Genomic DNA, 15329 nt, shown 5'->3' with positions numbered 1-15329 from the left:
AATTTAATTTAAGGTTATTTTTTCGGTTTTAGCTTTATTTTCAAAATCGTTAAAAAATAGGGAAGTAAAACTTTCATTGGTTTTATGGTCAATTCTGCGGTAAAAAACATCTGGAGTAATCGCTTTTGGAGAATCAAATCCACAAGCTCCAATGAATTCGGCAAACGCTTTAAGTGTATTGTTATGAAAATGGGCAACACGCACACTTTTTTCAGTAATATCTAATCCTTTGTATAAAGCTTTATCCTGGGTTGCAATACCTACTGGACATTTGCCACTATCGCATTGCAAAGCTTGAATACAACCCAATGCGAACATCATTCCTCTTGCGCTGTAACATGCATCAGCACCAAGTGATATTGCTTTGGCAATATCAAAACCAGTAATAATTTTTCCAGAAGCCATGATTTTAATTTGATCCCTGAGTTCAAATTGTTGCAAAGTTTTGGTAACAAATATCAAAGCATCCGAAAGTGCCATTCCCATATAATCAATAAATTCTAAAGGCGCTGCTCCAGTTCCTCCTTCTGCTCCGTCAATGGTAATAAAATCAGGTACAATTCCTGTTTCTTTCATGGCTTTAATGATGTCGATAAATTCATCTTGGCGACCTATGCAAATTTTGAATCCGACAGGCTTTCCATTAGATAAGTGTCTTAATTTCTTTAGAAAAAGTAATAATTCCGCACTGTTTGAAAAAGCAGTGTGTCCCGCAGGAGAATGTACTGCAATGTGAGGCTGGATATTTCTAATTTTAGCAATTTCAGTGGTGTTTTTTTCGCCGGGTAATAATCCTCCGTGTCCAGGTTTAGCTCCTTGAGAGAGTTTTAACTCAATCATTTTTACTTGCGGAAAGTTGGCTTTCTCTGTAAATAATTCCTCCGAAAAAGTGCCATCGTTTTTTCTGCATCCAAAATATCCTGTTCCAATTTGCCAAATTAAATCACCGCCTTCTAAATGAAAATCACTGATTCCTCCTTCGCCGGTGTTATGTGCAAATCCGCCTTTTTGAGCTCCTTTATTCAAAGAAGAAATAGCAGTTTTGCTCAATGCGCCATAACTCATGGCGCTAATGTTATAAATACTGGCGCTATACGGTTGCAAACACTGGCTGTTCCCAACTGTAGTTCTGAAAAATTGTTTATCGGCTCTTTTTGGATAAATGGAATGTGCTGCCCATTCGTACCCAATTCTGTTTGGATCATCCTGCATTCCAAAAGAAATAGTTTGCTTTACATTTTTGGCTCTTTGATAAACGATTGTGCGTTGTCTGCGATTAAATGGTTTTCCGTCTAATTCGCCTTCAAAAAAATATTGACGCATTTCAGGACGAAAAGATTCTAGGAAATACCTGAAACGACCCACAATTGGGTAGTTTTTTTTAACTGTGTGTTTGGATTGAAAAGTATCCGAAATCAATAAATAAACTAATAAAAGTGGAATAACGAAAAATAAATAATCAAGATAATCAAAATAAATTAATACGCTACTGATTACTAAAAACGAAAGGGTAGACGCCCAAATAATTTGGTGCGCTGCTAATTTTTTTAAAAACATGTTTTTAAATTAGATTTAATTTTAAAAAGAGGACTTTTAAAATTTCAGGTTAAATAAATGATGTAAAGTAAAACCTTCGTCTCGAAGTAGTTTGATTTTATATAGACGAAGGTCTAATCAACAAAGGCTTTTGAATGCGAAAATTTTGCACTAAACACAAAAATCTCTTTAAAAAGAGTGGCTGAGATTAGTCTTGTATTTTGAAATATTTTCATGAAAAAATTAAATTTCGCAATACAAAAGTACATTCATTTCTTTTACTTCTAATACGTTTAACTTGTATTTAACATGTCAAATTGGCTTGACAAATCTTTTAATTATGAAATATCTATTTCTAATAAGTAGGTTTCTATTTTGTAAAATGTAACTTTATACTTCGAAATTAAAACTAAAATTAAATGGAACTCACTTGGAATGAATTTGAAAAAGTAGAAATGCGCGTAGGAACTATTCTGGAAGTTAATGATTTTCCTGAAGCTAGAAAACCAGCCTATCAATTGACGATTGATTTTGGTTTTGAAATTGGAATTCGAAAAACATCTGCACAAATAACGAAACGGTACCAAAAAGAAGATTTACTCAACCGACAGATTGTTGCCGTAGTCAATTTTCCTAAAAAACAAATCGGAAAATTCATGAGCGAGTGTTTGGTATTGGGTGCTGTAGGAGATGAAGGGGATGTGATTTTACTGGCACCCGATTTTAAAATAGAAAACGGATTGCAAATTGGGTAAAATTAGACGTTGGTTTTATTTAGTAATTGTTGCAAAATCAACTGCCCTTCTTCCCAATATCCCAAATTTGATTCTGAATTAATATGTCCTTTTTGACCTACGTTGATAAAATCACTGCCCCATTTTTGAGCTAAATAATCGGCTCTTTCGATTGAAATATAAGGGTCGTTTTCGCTGCTGATGACTATCGAAGGGAAATTAAGTTTTAATTTTGGTATAGGAGAAAAGTTCCAAGTTACCTCAGGTGTATGTTCAGCTGAATCAACATCGGCAGGAGCAACGAGCAAAGCACCTATGATATTCTGATTACTATTGGCGGAAGCCCAATGCACAACCATTGAAACCGCTAGACTATGCGCTACTAAAACAGTTGGAATGTCTAATTTTTGGATTGTTTCATTGAGATTAGTAAGCCAGTTATTAAGTTGAGGTTCTTCCCAATTATCCTGAATAAGCTTAGTTGAGTTGTCAAATTTTCGCAGCCAATAACTTTGCCAATGATTCTCTCCTGAATCTCCAAGTCCTGTTAGAATTAATAATTTTGGTTCCATATTTAAAATAAATTAGGCTATTTCTCTATTGGAAGATTCTCCAGTTGTCCCCATTCTGTCCAAGAACCATCATAGATTGATTTCGAATTTTTACCAATCAATTCGTAGGCTATTAAATCAATACAGGCTGTAACTCCGGAACCGCAAGTGAATATTAGAGGTTTGTCGTTAATTTTTAAGATTGTAGCTAATTCTTCTTTTGATAAAAATTTTCCGTTTTGCAAAAGTTGTGTATACGGAATATTTATAGAACCGGGAATATGACCGCTTCGTAATCCAGGTCTGGGCTCATCACCAATTCCTTTGAATCGGTTTTCTGCACGGGCATCAATCAAAATAGCATCTTTGGTTTGTATGTTTTCTAGAATTTGTTCTTTACTTTTCACTAATTCTGGGATAAATTTAGCTTCAAAATCTCCAAGGGTATAGATTGGATTTTTCGGTATTTCTTCAACAGGATAACCTTCTTTTACCCATTCGGGTAACCCGCCATCTAAAACAGCAACATTTTGATGTCCCATTATTTTAAACAGCCACCAAGCTCTTGGACTCGAATAAATACCCAAGTTGTCATAGACTACTATTGTACTGTTCTTATTGATTCCTAGTTTTTTAGCTTCTGTTTCAAACTGTTTGGGACTCTGAAGTGTATTGGGTAATGGATTAACGGTATCACTGAAGGTGTTCTTTATGTCAAAAAATCGGGCACCTTTAATTTGGATATTTTCTAAGCCAGTTTTTAAATTGGATTGATTCTCTTTTAAACTGGCATCGAGGATTATTACGTTTGGATTTTTAAGATTAGCTTGAAGCCATGCGACACTTACGATTGGTTCTGTCATTAGTTTTAGTGTTTCTTTTCCTTAGTAATTCTGCGGACTTCATTGAGCAATAAAGGAAAAGCGGGTTCTGTCATGTTGTGACCAAATCCATCTAATTCATATAGTTTCGTGTTTTGGTGCCCAGCAATCTTCATCATGCGCATTAAATAAGCGTTTTCTTCGTAACGACCTAACATTTCTAATTCACGATCTCCGGTTATTAGTAATAGAGGAGGAGCATCTGCACGAACGTGAAAAAGTGGTGCTAAATCATCTATTACCGGCTGTGTGTCTGCAATACCGCGTTCTTTTCGAACTAAAAAATGAGTAATTGCCTGTCCGCTAAGAGGAATAAGCCCCGCTATTTTATTGGCATCGATTCCTTGAGTGTTCAGCCATTTTTTATCTAAACCTACCATGCTTGCCAGATATCCACCTGCAGAATGACCGGATACAAAAATCAAAGATTCGTCTCCACCAAATCCAGTGATATTTTTAAAAACCCAAGCTACAGCAGCTGCTGCATCCTCAATATATTTTGGGGAACTTACTTTTGGCCCTAAACGATAATTGACTGAAATAACTGCTATTCCTTGGTTTTTTAGTCCTTCAGGAAGTTCTTTGTTTCCACCAGTTAATCCACCGCCATGAAACCAAATCACGGTTGCAAATCCTGGACTATTTTTTGGGTAATAGACATCTAGTACACATCGTTCTTTTATATATGTATCTGATTTATTGATGGATTCTGTGTAATAAGGAAGATTGGTTTGTGTTGTATATTCTAGTTTTTGAGCTGATATAGTAAGTCCGAAAAAGAATAGCATTACAAAAAGAGAAACGTTTTTCATTTGGCATCATTTATTTTTTAAATGTACAAAAAAAGTCCAAAAATCAAATGACTTTTGGACTTTTTACTTTTGTAAGTAGGGAATTAAAAATTAAATATCATCAAAATCAATATCAGTAAAAGTTGATGTTTGCGGTATAATATCATCGTCTGATTTCTCAGATACATATTCTTTTTTAAAATCTTTTTGGTGTCTTTCTGAGATTACTTCTTCGCCTTTGTGGTTCAAAACGTAAGAAGTCATTTCTCCAAGAATTTCTGCAAAAGCGGCAAAATCTTCTTTGTATAAATAGATTTTATGTTTCTTGAAATGGAATGATCCATCTTCTTCAGTGAATTTTTTGCTTTCGGTAATGGTAATGTAATAATCATCTGCTTTTGTCGCTCTCACATCAAAGAAATAGGTTCTTCTTCCAGCTCTTAAAACTTTCGAAAAAATCTCTTCTTTTTCTAACATGTCATGTTCTCTCATAATCCTTTCTATCAATTTATGGTTGTTAAGTAGTATCCAAAAATCTAAAAAATATATGTATTATACAACAATTATAGCATTTCTTTTTCTGAAAGTTGTTTCAAATAAAGAGCGGCGTAATACCCTTCTTGATTTATCAATTGATTATGAGAACCTTGTTGTATAATTTCACCCTTTTCTATGATAATAATTCTATCTGCATTTTTAGCAGAAGAGACCCGATGACTAACAATAATTGTTGTTTTGTCTTTACAAATTTCATACAAGTTGTTAAGTATAGTTTCTTCGGTTTCGGTATCTACTGCAGACAAGCAATCGTCAAATAGTAAAATAGGTGGATTCTTAATAATGGCTCTGGCGATAGAAACGCGTTGTTTTTGACCTCCAGAAAGAGTGATTCCTCTTTCTCCCAAAATCGTTTCGTATTGTTTATTGAAACCCATGATGTTATCATGAACAACAGCACTTTTAGCAGCTGCTTCTACTTCTTGTGCGGTTGCATTTTCTTTGCCAAACATGATATTATTCTTGATACTATCGGAAAATAAGAACGCATCTTGCGGAACGATACCAATGCTGTTTCGCAAATCAAAAAGATTGACAGTGCTTATTTCGCTTCCGTCAATGGTTATTTTTCCATCAGTTACATCATACATTCTGGAAATTAAGGATAAAATAGTAGATTTTCCAGATCCTGTTTTTCCTAGAATGGCTAAAGTTTCTCCTTTTTTTACGGTAAAAGAGATGTTATGTAACGCTTTGATATTCGTGTCTTCGTAAGTGTAGCTTACATTTTCGAAAGAAATTGAACCTTCAATCACTGATTTATTCAGATTTTTATTTTTTATCTCCGGTTCGATTTTAAGGAATTCATTCAATCGTTTTTGCGAAGCTTCAGCCTCTTGAACCATAGAAGAAACCCATCCTAGAGAAGCTACAGGCCAAGTCAGCATATTCACGTATAAAATAAATTCTGCAATGGTTCCAATGCTTTTTATAGAGCCGTTGATGTACATTAAACCACCAAAATAAATTACGACTAAGTTACTGATTCCTATCAACGCCAACATTAACGGTCCAAATAAGGATTGTACTTTGGCCAAATTCAAGCTCTTACTTTTGCTTTCATTGGCTAAATTCACCATGTTATTTTGATGTTGGTTTTCTAAGGAATAGGCTTTTATCACTCGGATTCCTGAAAATATTTCTTGTGAAAAACTGGAAACTTTAGATAAATATTGTTGAAAAATAGTACTTCTAACATTGATTTCGGAACTCAGTTTGAAAATCGCGTATGATAAAATAGGTAAAGGAAGCAATGTGTATAAAGTCAGGATTGGCGATACATTATACATATAGACAATGACTATTGCAAAACGTATGACGGTATTTATGGTATACATTACGGCAGGTCCAACGTACATTCTTACTTTTGAAACATCCTCGCTGATGCGATTCATTAAGTCTCCGGTACGATTTTGTTTGTAGAAGTTCTGCGAAAGATTTTCATATTGGCGGAATACTTCGTTTTTTAAATCAAATTCGATGTGGCGTGACATCACAATTAAAGTTTGTCTCATTAAGAAAGTAAGAAACCCTGCAATAATTGTAGTAGCAATAATCAATAGGATATTCGAAATTAATTCTTCGTGAATAACTGATTTGGCTACTGTTTTATCTTTGGCGAAAGCCTCAATGACCTTGAATGATTTGCTAATCAACTTGGGTGTGAAAAGCATAAATATTTGTGCGATAATGGTAAAAATAATTCCCAGTAAGAAGCTGTATTTGTATTTGACGAAATATTTATTTAAATAACGTAATTCTTTCATTTTTTAAGATATTCTATGTTGAAATGATTTTATTTTTTAAAATAATTGTATTTTTTGATAATTTCAGTGTTGAATTGCTAGCAAGCTAAATTATTGATTTGATAATTTTTAAACAAAAAATCAATACATATTCGTTTTTTGTTTAAATTTGGATTGTCTTTTTGACGAATTCGTAATTTATCACTAAAAAAACTTACACTATGAATGCAGCTTTCACAACTGGAAAGGAACTTCAAAAAATGGATCCCGTTTTTGGTCAATTGTCATTTGATGATCACGAACAAATTGTATTTTGCAACGACAAAGATACAGGTTTAAAAGCAATTATTGGTATTCATAATTCGGTTATGGGACCTGCTTTGGGTGGTACAAGAATGTTTAATTACGCAAATGAGTGGGAAGCATTAAATGATGTATTGCGTCTTTCTCGCGGTATGACTTATAAAGCAGCGATAACAGGATTGAATATTGGTGGAGGAAAAGCAGTTATAATTGGGGATGTTAAAACACAAAAAACACCGGAACTGATGCGTAAGTTTGGTGAATTTGTACATTCTTTAAGCGGAAGATATATTACCGCTGAAGATGTAGGAATGGAAACCGCAGATATGGATATCGTTAGAGATGTAACACCTTATGTTACCGGTATTTCTGAATCAAGAGGTGGTTCTGGAAATCCATCACCTGTTACGGCTTACGGAGTATATTTAGGAATGAAAGCGGCTGCAAAACAACAATTTGGTTCTGATGTTTTGAGAGGTAAGAAAGTTTTGGTTCAAGGAATTGGTCATGTTGGTGAAACTCTAGTTGATTATTTATCAAAAGAAGGTGCTGTAGTAACTATTTCTGATATCAATGAAGATAGATTGTACGAGGTAGGAGCAAAGTACAATGCACAAATTTTTAGAGGAGACGATTTATATAGTGCAGATGTTGATATTTATGCGCCTTGTGCGATGGGAGCTACTTTAAATGACAATACAGTTTATAAAATTAAAGCAAAAGTAATTGCTGGTGCTGCCAATAATCAATTAGCGGATGAGAATGTTCATGGTGCAATTCTACAGGAAAGAGGCATTCTTTATGCTCCGGATTTCTTGATTAATGCAGGTGGAATTATCAATGTGTATGCTGAATTAGCGCATTATGACAAAGCAGAAATCATGCGTAAAACTGAAAATATTTATAACACAACATTAGAAATATTTGATTTTGCTATTGCGAATAAAATGACAACACATCATGCTGCTTTGACTATAGCTCAAAATCGCATCAATCAAAGAAAAATAGAGAATAGTAACAAGTAAAAAAAAGTGCTCAGTTATCAGTATTCAGTGAATAATTTATTTCTGTTCACTGAATGCTGCTGATTGAAAACTTTAAAATAAGCGATTATATATTTTATTTTAAAAAATGAAATACTTATTTTTGCACTCTAATTAATAAAAGTTCTTACAAGGTGGTAAATAGAAGACACATTCGCGTTAAAGTAATGCAATCCATTTATGCGATGCATCAAAGCGGTTCAGATAATCTGGAAAAAGAAGAAAAATTCCTTTTTTACAGCATCGACAACATTCAAGATTTATACCTTATCATGCTTTCTTCTTTGATTGAAATTTGTAAAACAGAGACTGTCTTTTTACATAAATCAAGTTTGAAACATCTTGCAACTCCTGAGGAACGAAATCCCAACGAAAAGTTCATCAAAAATCAAATTTTTCAAATTCTTGCCGATAACAACTCACTAAGTATTGCACTTGAGAATCGTAAAATTAATAATTGGTCATTGAATGACGATTATATTTTATTGCTTCTAAATGACGTAAAAGCAAGTAAATTGTATGCGGATTACATGAGTAATGCAGTAAATACATTTGAAGAAGACAAACAGTTTATCGTTGATTTATTCATGGATGTAATTGTTCCTAACGAAAAATTATATGAATATTTAGAGGATGATAAGTTAACTTGGGTTGATGATATTCCATTAGTAAATACGCATATCATCAAGCAATTGAAAGCGATTAAATCTGGTGAAAATGACAATTTCAGAGTGCCAAAGTTGTATAAAGACAATGAGGACAAGGATTTTGTTAAGGATTTGTTCCGAAAAACAGTGTTAAACGAAGCAGCATTAGCCAAAGAATATTTGGATAAAACACCTAATTGGGATACGGAGCGTATTGCTGAAATAGACACTATTATTCTTAAAATGGCAATTTGTGAGTTTTTGAAATTCCCATCGATTCCCGTTAAAGTTACGCTTAACGAATATTTAGAAGTTGCTAAAGAATATTCTACTCCAAAAAGTAGTATTTTTATCAACGGAATTTTAGACAATTTAGTAAAAGAACTTGAAGGCAGTAAAAGAATTATCAAAGCTGGTCGCGGTTTAATGTAATAATCAAATAAAAAAAAGAATTTAAATTATGGAACAATTAACTCAATTTGCACCGTTTTTATTAATGTTTGTGGTGATCTATTTCTTCATGATCAAGCCACAGCAGAAAAAAGCAAAACAAGAAAAAGAATTTGAAAGCGCTTTGAAAGTAGGTGATAAAATCATCACAAAAAGTGGTCTTCACGGAAAAGTTGCTGAATTAGCAGAGACAACTGTTGTTGTTGAAACAATGTCAGGAAAATTGAAAATGGAGCGTTCTGCTATTTCTATGGAAATGAGTGCAGTATTGAACAAAAAATAATTCTCATTTTAATGAATTAAAAAAGTCCCAACCGATTATTCGGATTGGGACTTTTTTTTTGGATAAAAAATATCCTTATTTTTTATTCTTTTTATTCTTCTTCGCTTTTTTTGATTTTGCTTTGGCTTTTTTAGCTTTTATCTTGGCTTTAACTTTTGCTTTCTTAGCTTTATCCTTTTTGGCTTTTTTTGCCTTTTTGGCTTTTGCTTTCGCTTTTTGCTTAGCTTTCTCTTTTGCGTCGGCTTTCTTAGCCTTTTTCTTGTCTTTATCTTTCATCTTTACTTTGGTTTTAATCTCGTTTTTGCTTTTTTTCTGATTTGAAACATCATGAATGCTAGTGTCATCTTCACTAATAGTTGAAATTTCAATAGTTTCCGTTATGGTTTCCTCCATTATTGGGGCTATAACTTCAACAGAATCCGTTATAGGGTTAATTGCTTTCGTTCTTCGAGCTCTTGTTGGAGCTTTAGTTTCAGGTTTTGCGGGAGATACAGGATCTGTTTCCGCTTCGTTCTTTTTTATCATAATTTATAGTGTTAGCTTTTGTCTAGTGTAACGAATTGAAGTTCAGGTATTCGTAAATTATTTATAAGACTACTAGTAAATATAGTGATTTTATGAACTTGTCAATGTTAAGTTTTTCAGAACGATAGGGGTAATTTATTTTGTTATAAAAACAAGTAGTATTCAAGGAAGAAAGAAATTTCTTTTTTAAATAAAGAAATTGTATCAATGATGATGCATATAGAATGTATTATTCTAAAGTTGCTTCAAATAAATAAGTCCCAACTCTGAACTTCAGAATTGGGACTTAATTTTATCGGTATTTATCATTTAAACCAATGTTTTCTTTTATCATTGGTCTGATTTTTTCAATTCGGGAACGTTTGGTTTCCTCTCGTTTGGCAGTTTCAATATATTCTAAGAATTCATATTGCTTATAAGGAGAGAACTTTTGAAAAGCATCTGCTAAATTCCCATCAGCATCTAATTCCTTTTGAAGCAATTCAGAAATGATAGGTTCTTTTTTCTGAGGCTTGCTATTCTTTCCTTGTTTTTCATTTTCTATAGCTTCTTGAATATAATCTAAAACTGTGGCTTCATTGACTTCTTCTTTTGATGAAAAACGCCATTGTCGCAACGATTTGGTAACGCCTTCTTGCGCGTTAACCAGAACGTTTATTTTGTCTTGCAATAAAACACCATTGAAAAACCAAATCGTAAAGTAATTTTTAAATCCTCCTATTCCAAGTACATTTTTGCCATTTAATACATAAACAATACCACCCCATTTTGTTGTTTCTGTGAGTTCTGCTTTGACAATAATTGATTTTAGAAGTTCTAATTCCTCTGTCCAATTATTGTTTTTATCCCAAGAATGAGTCGTTTTTGAGGATTCCAAATAGCTTATTTTTTAGATGAATCTTCTGTAGCTGTCAATTCTGTTATTTTTACAATTACTTCAACTGCTTTTTGCATACTTTCTACTGGAACGTATTCATATTTTCCATGAAAATTGTGTCCGCCTGCAAAAATATTTGGGCAAGGCAATCCTTTATAGGATAATTGTGAGCCGTCAGTTCCACCACGAATAGGTTTTATGAGCGGTTTAATTCCTAGTTCTTTCATTGCTTTTTCAGCTATATCTACAATATGTTTCACAGGCAGAACCTTTTCTTTCATGTTGTAATATTGATCTTTAATCTCTGTGATAGCGATATCTTCACCAAATTGTTTGGCAAATTTTTTATTGATTTTTCGAGCAATTTTTTCGATTAGCTCTTTGCGTTTTTCGAATTTTTTCTTGTTATGATCGCGAATGATTAATTCCAAAACGGTTTCTTCAATACTTCCAGTCAAATGATGTACGTGAAAAAAACCTTCATATCCTTTAGTTTCCTCAGGAGTTTCTCCAGCAGGAAGTTCGCTAATAAAAGCATTTGCAATCAACATAGAATTGATCATCTTCCCTTTGGCATAGCCAGGATGCACGCTTTTACCTTTGAAAGTGATTTTGGCACCAGCCGCATTGAAATTTTCATATTCCAATTCGCCTATTTGACTCCCATCCATCGTATATGCCCAGTCAGCACCAAATTTTTCTACGTCAAAATGATGCGCGCCTCGACCAATTTCTTCATCAGGTGTAAATCCAACTCTGATTTTTCCGTGCTTGATTTCAGGATTGTTGACAAGAAATTCCATTGCTGTTACAATCTCAGTAATTCCGGCTTTGTCATCGGCACCTAGTAGTGTCGTTCCGTCAGTAGTAATTAAAGTTTGCCCTTTGTAAAGCAATAAATCTTTGAAATAATTTGGAGATAACACAATATTTTTTTCTGCATTTAATACAATGTCTTTACCATCATAGTTCGATACAATTTGAGGTTTTACATTGGCTCCGGTAAAATCAGGGGAAGTGTCAAAATGAGAAATAAATCCTATTACAGGGACTTCATGAGTTACATTACTTGGCAAAGTTGCCATGATATACGCTTTCTCATCAATTGTCACGTCTTGCAATCCAATAATTTTAAGTTCTTCAACCAGTTTATTGGCTAAATCCCATTGTTTTGCGGTACTTGGTGTACTTTCTGATTTGTGGTCAGATTCAGTATCAATAGTTACGTAACTGATGAAACGGTCAATTATATGTTGCATTTTAATTTGTTTTATGCAAATATAAACATTTTTTTAGGAGCATTTTAAAGTTAATCAGCAACTAAATTTGGTATAATAAAAATAGTAATTTGATTGTATTACCCTCAATAAACCATTTCGATATGAAATTTAAACTACCTTTTTATATAAAAAAAACCACCCGAAGGTGGTTCCAATTAATCTCTTAATTTCTGTAGCTTTTCTTCGGCTTTATCAAGATCTTCTTCCAGCTTATTTATTTTTATTTGGCATTTACTGATTTTGATGTTTTCTTTTTCAATTCCAGTTGAATCGAGCTTTCCTTTTGATTTTTTCTCCTCAAATTTTTCTTTGAGTTTGATTAGATTACGTTCTTCTTTTGAGATTTTTGTTTTAATCTTACTAATTGATTTTTCACTCGAAAGAATTTTGTTTTGTAGCTTATTGAATGCTTTTTGTTTTTTTTCAAAATCTTTTTGCTCTTTTTCAATTTTCTTAGCTTCTCTTAGCGCTTTTTTCTCTGCTTTAAGTTTGTCCTTTAGTTCTTTAGCTTCTTTTTTTAATGCTTCTTTTTCGGCTTCTGTTGCTAGTTTTGAAGCAACTGCCGGAGCTACTTTTATAGTGTCTTTAATTGTTGTAACCGTAGTTATTGTCGTTTTTGTGGCTAGCTTTATCGTATCCGATTTAATTTCCTGAGCAAAGAAAAGTTGAAAACTAGAAAGCATTAGTACTGTAAAAATTAATTTTATATTCATGATTATGTGTTTTAAGTGTATTAAATCTCCTGTAATACATTACAATATAAGAAAAATCATTTAAAAAATCAATTTTTATTTTTGTTTGAAGGAATTTTAAGTGATGTTTTTTAGGCTTAAGTGCTTGTAAATAAGTGTTTTGTTTTGGTTTCGTTGGGTGTTTTTGTGTTTTATTTAACTACTGTTCATTTATACTATTTAGCTTTGGCTTGAGCCAAATTAAATGTGGATGTATAATTTTTTTTCGAAAAATTTAATAATCGATTAGATAGTTCTATTTTTGCACGAACAACACTACTACTATCATGTATAAAGTACTCATTCGTCCATTTCTATTTTTGTTTGATCCAGAAAAAGTACATTATTTTACTTTTTCATTGATTCGTTTTTTATCTAAAATACCAGGTTTTACAAGTCTTTTTAGCTTGCTTTACGAAGTAAAGGATACAAGATTAGAAACTGAGGTTTTTGGTTTGAAATTTAGAAATCCAGTAGGTTTAGCTGCCGGATTTGATAAGGATGCTAAATTGTATAAAGAATTATCTAATTTTGGTTTTGGTTTTATCGAAATAGGAACACTTACTCCCAAAGGGCAGGAAGGAAATCCTAAAAAAAGATTGTTTCGATTGAAAAAAGACAGTGCAATTATCAACAGAATGGGTTTCAATAATGGCGGAGTTAAAGAGGCGGTGAAACGGTTGAAAGAAAATAAGGGAGTTTTAATAGGAGGAAACATTGGTAAAAATAAGTTGACACCAAACGAAGAAGCTACTTCCGATTATGAAATTTGTTTTGATGCTCTATATGATTATGTTGATTATTTTGTTGTTAATGTAAGTTCGCCTAACACGCCAAATCTTAGAGCTTTACAAGACAAAGAACCCTTGACTCAATTGTTGCAAACATTGCAAAATATGAATGTAGCAAAGCCAAAACAAAAGCCAATCCTATTAAAAATTGCTCCAGATTTAACAGATGAACAGTTGCTTGATATTATTGATATTATTAAGGAAACTAAGATTGCTGGTGTTATTGCAACTAATACAACAATTTCTCGGGAAGGATTACAATCGGATGCTAGAACCGAAATGGGAGGATTGTCTGGAAAGCCATTGACAAAACGTGCTACCGAAGTAATCCGATTTTTATCTGAAAAAAGCAATAAAGCTTTCCCGATTATTGGAGTAGGAGGAATTCATTCTGCTGAAGATGCACTAGAGAAATTAGACGCAGGAGCAAGTTTAATTCAGTTGTATACTGGTTTTATTTATGAAGGCCCAGCTTTGGTGAAAGCCATAAACAAAAAGATTTTAGAACGATTGCAATAGGATACTTTTGTTAGGACTCAAGTTGCTTACGACTTCACTTCAGTATTAAAATACGGAATGCTATCAAATTTTTAAAATTTAAAAATCATAATTTTAAATTCTTAATTGTTTTTCTATCTTTGGCTTTCTATGGAGCCAATAAAAATTATAGAATGTCCACGAGATGCCATGCAAGGCATAAAGCCATTTATTCCTACGTCAAGAAAAGTGACGTATATTCAGTCTTTATTGCGTGTAGGTTTTGATACTATAGATTTTGGAAGCTTTGTTTCACCAAAAGCGATTCCGCAAATGCAGGATACCGCAGCAGTTTTGGCACAACTTGATTTATCTCAAACCAAAAGCAAATTATTGGCCATTATTGCGAATACTCAAGGAGCAACTCTAGCTTCAAATCATTCTGAAATACAGTATTTAGGATTTCCATTTTCGATTTCTGAGAATTTCCAAATGCGGAATACCCATAAGACGATTGCTGAATCGTTGATTACTTTACAGGAAATCCTTGAAATTGCCGATAAAACGAATAAGGAAGTTGTTGCCTATCTTTCTATGGGATTTGGTAATCCTTACGGTGATCCTTGGAGTATGGAAATTGTAGGCGAGTGGACGGAAAAATTAGCTTTGATGGGAGTCAAAATCTTATCCCTTTCGGACACGGTAGGAAGTTCTACACCAGATGTTATTTCGTATTTATTTTCGAATTTAATTCCCAAATACCCAAAAATAGAATTTGGTGCTCATCTGCATACAACACCTGATAAATGGTTTGAGAAAATTGATGCAGCTTATAAAGCGGGTTGCCGTCGTTTTGATGGTGCTATTCAAGGTTTTGGCGGATGTCCAATGGCAACAGATGATTTAACGGGTAATATGCCTACAGAAAAACTATTGTCTTATTTTACTGCGAAAAAAGAAAGGACTGAAATGAGTCCTATTAGTTTCGAAAGCGCTTATAATGAGGCTTCTAAGTTGTTTGGTGAATTTCATTAAAATTAAAATGTAGATTAGTAGTTGCCTCTATATTTTGAAAATAATAAGTTTATGATAGATACGTTATGATACAGTTACTCCATTTCCTTTA

The 15329-nt window shown here is 33.1% G+C and carries 16 protein-coding genes; 6 read left to right on the top strand and 10 right to left on the bottom strand.

Going from position 1 to position 15329, the window contains the following annotated elements; genetic code table 11:
* Positions 1-3 precede the first annotated feature (3 nt).
* Entirely contained in the window at positions 4-1557 is a 1554-nt protein-coding gene (locus tag V5J73_RS10250; protein WP_338645631.1) for an FMN-binding glutamate synthase family protein, read from the bottom strand.
* A gap of 398 nt (positions 1558-1955) precedes the next feature.
* Between V5J73_RS10250 and V5J73_RS10245 the strand changes: the two genes are divergently transcribed.
* Positions 1956-2291: a tRNA-binding protein gene (locus tag V5J73_RS10245; protein WP_338645629.1), complete on the top strand. Its 336-nt coding sequence runs from the start codon at positions 1956-1958 to the stop codon at positions 2289-2291.
* A 2-nt stretch (positions 2292-2293) separates the two neighbouring features.
* Here V5J73_RS10245 and V5J73_RS10240 read toward each other — a convergent pair whose 3' ends face one another.
* From V5J73_RS10240 to V5J73_RS10220, 5 genes are all read right to left on the bottom strand, one after another.
* Entirely contained in the window at positions 2294-2842 is a 549-nt protein-coding gene (locus tag V5J73_RS10240) for an RBBP9/YdeN family alpha/beta hydrolase (RefSeq protein ID WP_338645627.1), read from the bottom strand.
* Between the two features lie 17 nt (positions 2843-2859).
* The gene (locus V5J73_RS10235) at positions 2860-3684 is read right to left on the bottom strand and encodes a sulfurtransferase (protein WP_338645625.1); all 825 of its coding nucleotides are present in this window, start codon (positions 3682-3684) and stop codon (positions 2860-2862) included.
* A gap of 5 nt (positions 3685-3689) precedes the next feature.
* The gene (locus tag V5J73_RS10230; RefSeq protein ID WP_338645623.1) at positions 3690-4514 is read right to left on the bottom strand and encodes an alpha/beta hydrolase; all 825 of its coding nucleotides are present in this window, start codon (positions 4512-4514) and stop codon (positions 3690-3692) included.
* Positions 4515-4604: 90 nt separating this feature from the next.
* Positions 4605-4985 (bottom strand): PUR family DNA/RNA-binding protein, encoded by a 381-nt coding sequence (locus V5J73_RS10225; RefSeq protein ID WP_338645621.1) that lies wholly within the window; start codon positions 4983-4985, stop codon positions 4605-4607.
* A gap of 71 nt (positions 4986-5056) precedes the next feature.
* Positions 5057-6817: an ABC transporter ATP-binding protein gene (locus V5J73_RS10220; RefSeq protein WP_338645619.1), complete on the bottom strand. Its 1761-nt coding sequence runs from the start codon at positions 6815-6817 to the stop codon at positions 5057-5059.
* 200 nt (positions 6818-7017) lie between these two features.
* On the opposite strand from V5J73_RS10220, the gene V5J73_RS10215 reads away from it, so the two are divergent.
* From V5J73_RS10215 to yajC, 3 genes are all read left to right on the top strand, one after another.
* Positions 7018-8124, top strand: coding sequence for a Glu/Leu/Phe/Val family dehydrogenase (locus V5J73_RS10215; protein ID WP_338645618.1), 1107 nt, complete (start codon positions 7018-7020; stop codon positions 8122-8124).
* A gap of 185 nt (positions 8125-8309) precedes the next feature.
* Complete coding sequence (gene nusB / locus V5J73_RS10210) at positions 8310-9221, top strand: transcription antitermination factor NusB (protein WP_338648610.1); 912 nt, start codon at positions 8310-8312, stop codon at positions 9219-9221.
* Between the two features lie 28 nt (positions 9222-9249).
* Positions 9250-9522 carry a preprotein translocase subunit YajC gene (yajC, locus tag V5J73_RS10205; protein WP_338645616.1) on the top strand — a complete coding sequence of 91 codons (273 nt, stop codon included), beginning with the start codon at positions 9250-9252 and terminating at the stop codon, positions 9520-9522.
* Between the two features lie 75 nt (positions 9523-9597).
* Here the strand turns inward: yajC and V5J73_RS10200 are convergent, their stop codons facing one another.
* The 4 genes from V5J73_RS10200 to V5J73_RS10185 form a co-directional block, all read right to left on the bottom strand.
* Positions 9598-10047 (bottom strand): hypothetical protein, encoded by a 450-nt coding sequence (locus tag V5J73_RS10200; protein ID WP_338645614.1) that lies wholly within the window; start codon positions 10045-10047, stop codon positions 9598-9600.
* 292 nt (positions 10048-10339) lie between these two features.
* Positions 10340-10924 (bottom strand): YdeI/OmpD-associated family protein, encoded by a 585-nt coding sequence (locus V5J73_RS10195; protein ID WP_338645612.1) that lies wholly within the window; start codon positions 10922-10924, stop codon positions 10340-10342.
* Positions 10925-10929: 5 nt separating this feature from the next.
* Positions 10930-12183 (bottom strand): peptidase T, encoded by a 1254-nt coding sequence (gene pepT, locus V5J73_RS10190; RefSeq protein WP_338645610.1) that lies wholly within the window; start codon positions 12181-12183, stop codon positions 10930-10932.
* Between the two features lie 176 nt (positions 12184-12359).
* Positions 12360-12917, bottom strand: coding sequence for a hypothetical protein (locus V5J73_RS10185; RefSeq protein ID WP_338645608.1), 558 nt, complete (start codon positions 12915-12917; stop codon positions 12360-12362).
* 305 nt (positions 12918-13222) lie between these two features.
* Here V5J73_RS10185 and V5J73_RS10180 point away from each other — a divergent pair, with 305 nt between their 5' ends.
* Complete coding sequence (locus tag V5J73_RS10180) at positions 13223-14245, top strand: quinone-dependent dihydroorotate dehydrogenase (RefSeq protein ID WP_338645606.1); 1023 nt, start codon at positions 13223-13225, stop codon at positions 14243-14245.
* Positions 14246-14374: 129 nt separating this feature from the next.
* Complete coding sequence (locus tag V5J73_RS10175; RefSeq protein ID WP_338645604.1) at positions 14375-15238, top strand: hydroxymethylglutaryl-CoA lyase; 864 nt, start codon at positions 14375-14377, stop codon at positions 15236-15238.
* Positions 15239-15329: the final 91 nt, after the last annotated feature.

Origin of the sequence: Flavobacterium sp. KS-LB2 (assembly GCF_036895565.1) — a bacterium.
In the GTDB taxonomy this organism is placed as follows: Bacteria; Bacteroidota; Bacteroidia; order Flavobacteriales; family Flavobacteriaceae; genus Flavobacterium.
This window is presented reverse-complemented; position numbering and strand designations above follow the sequence as displayed.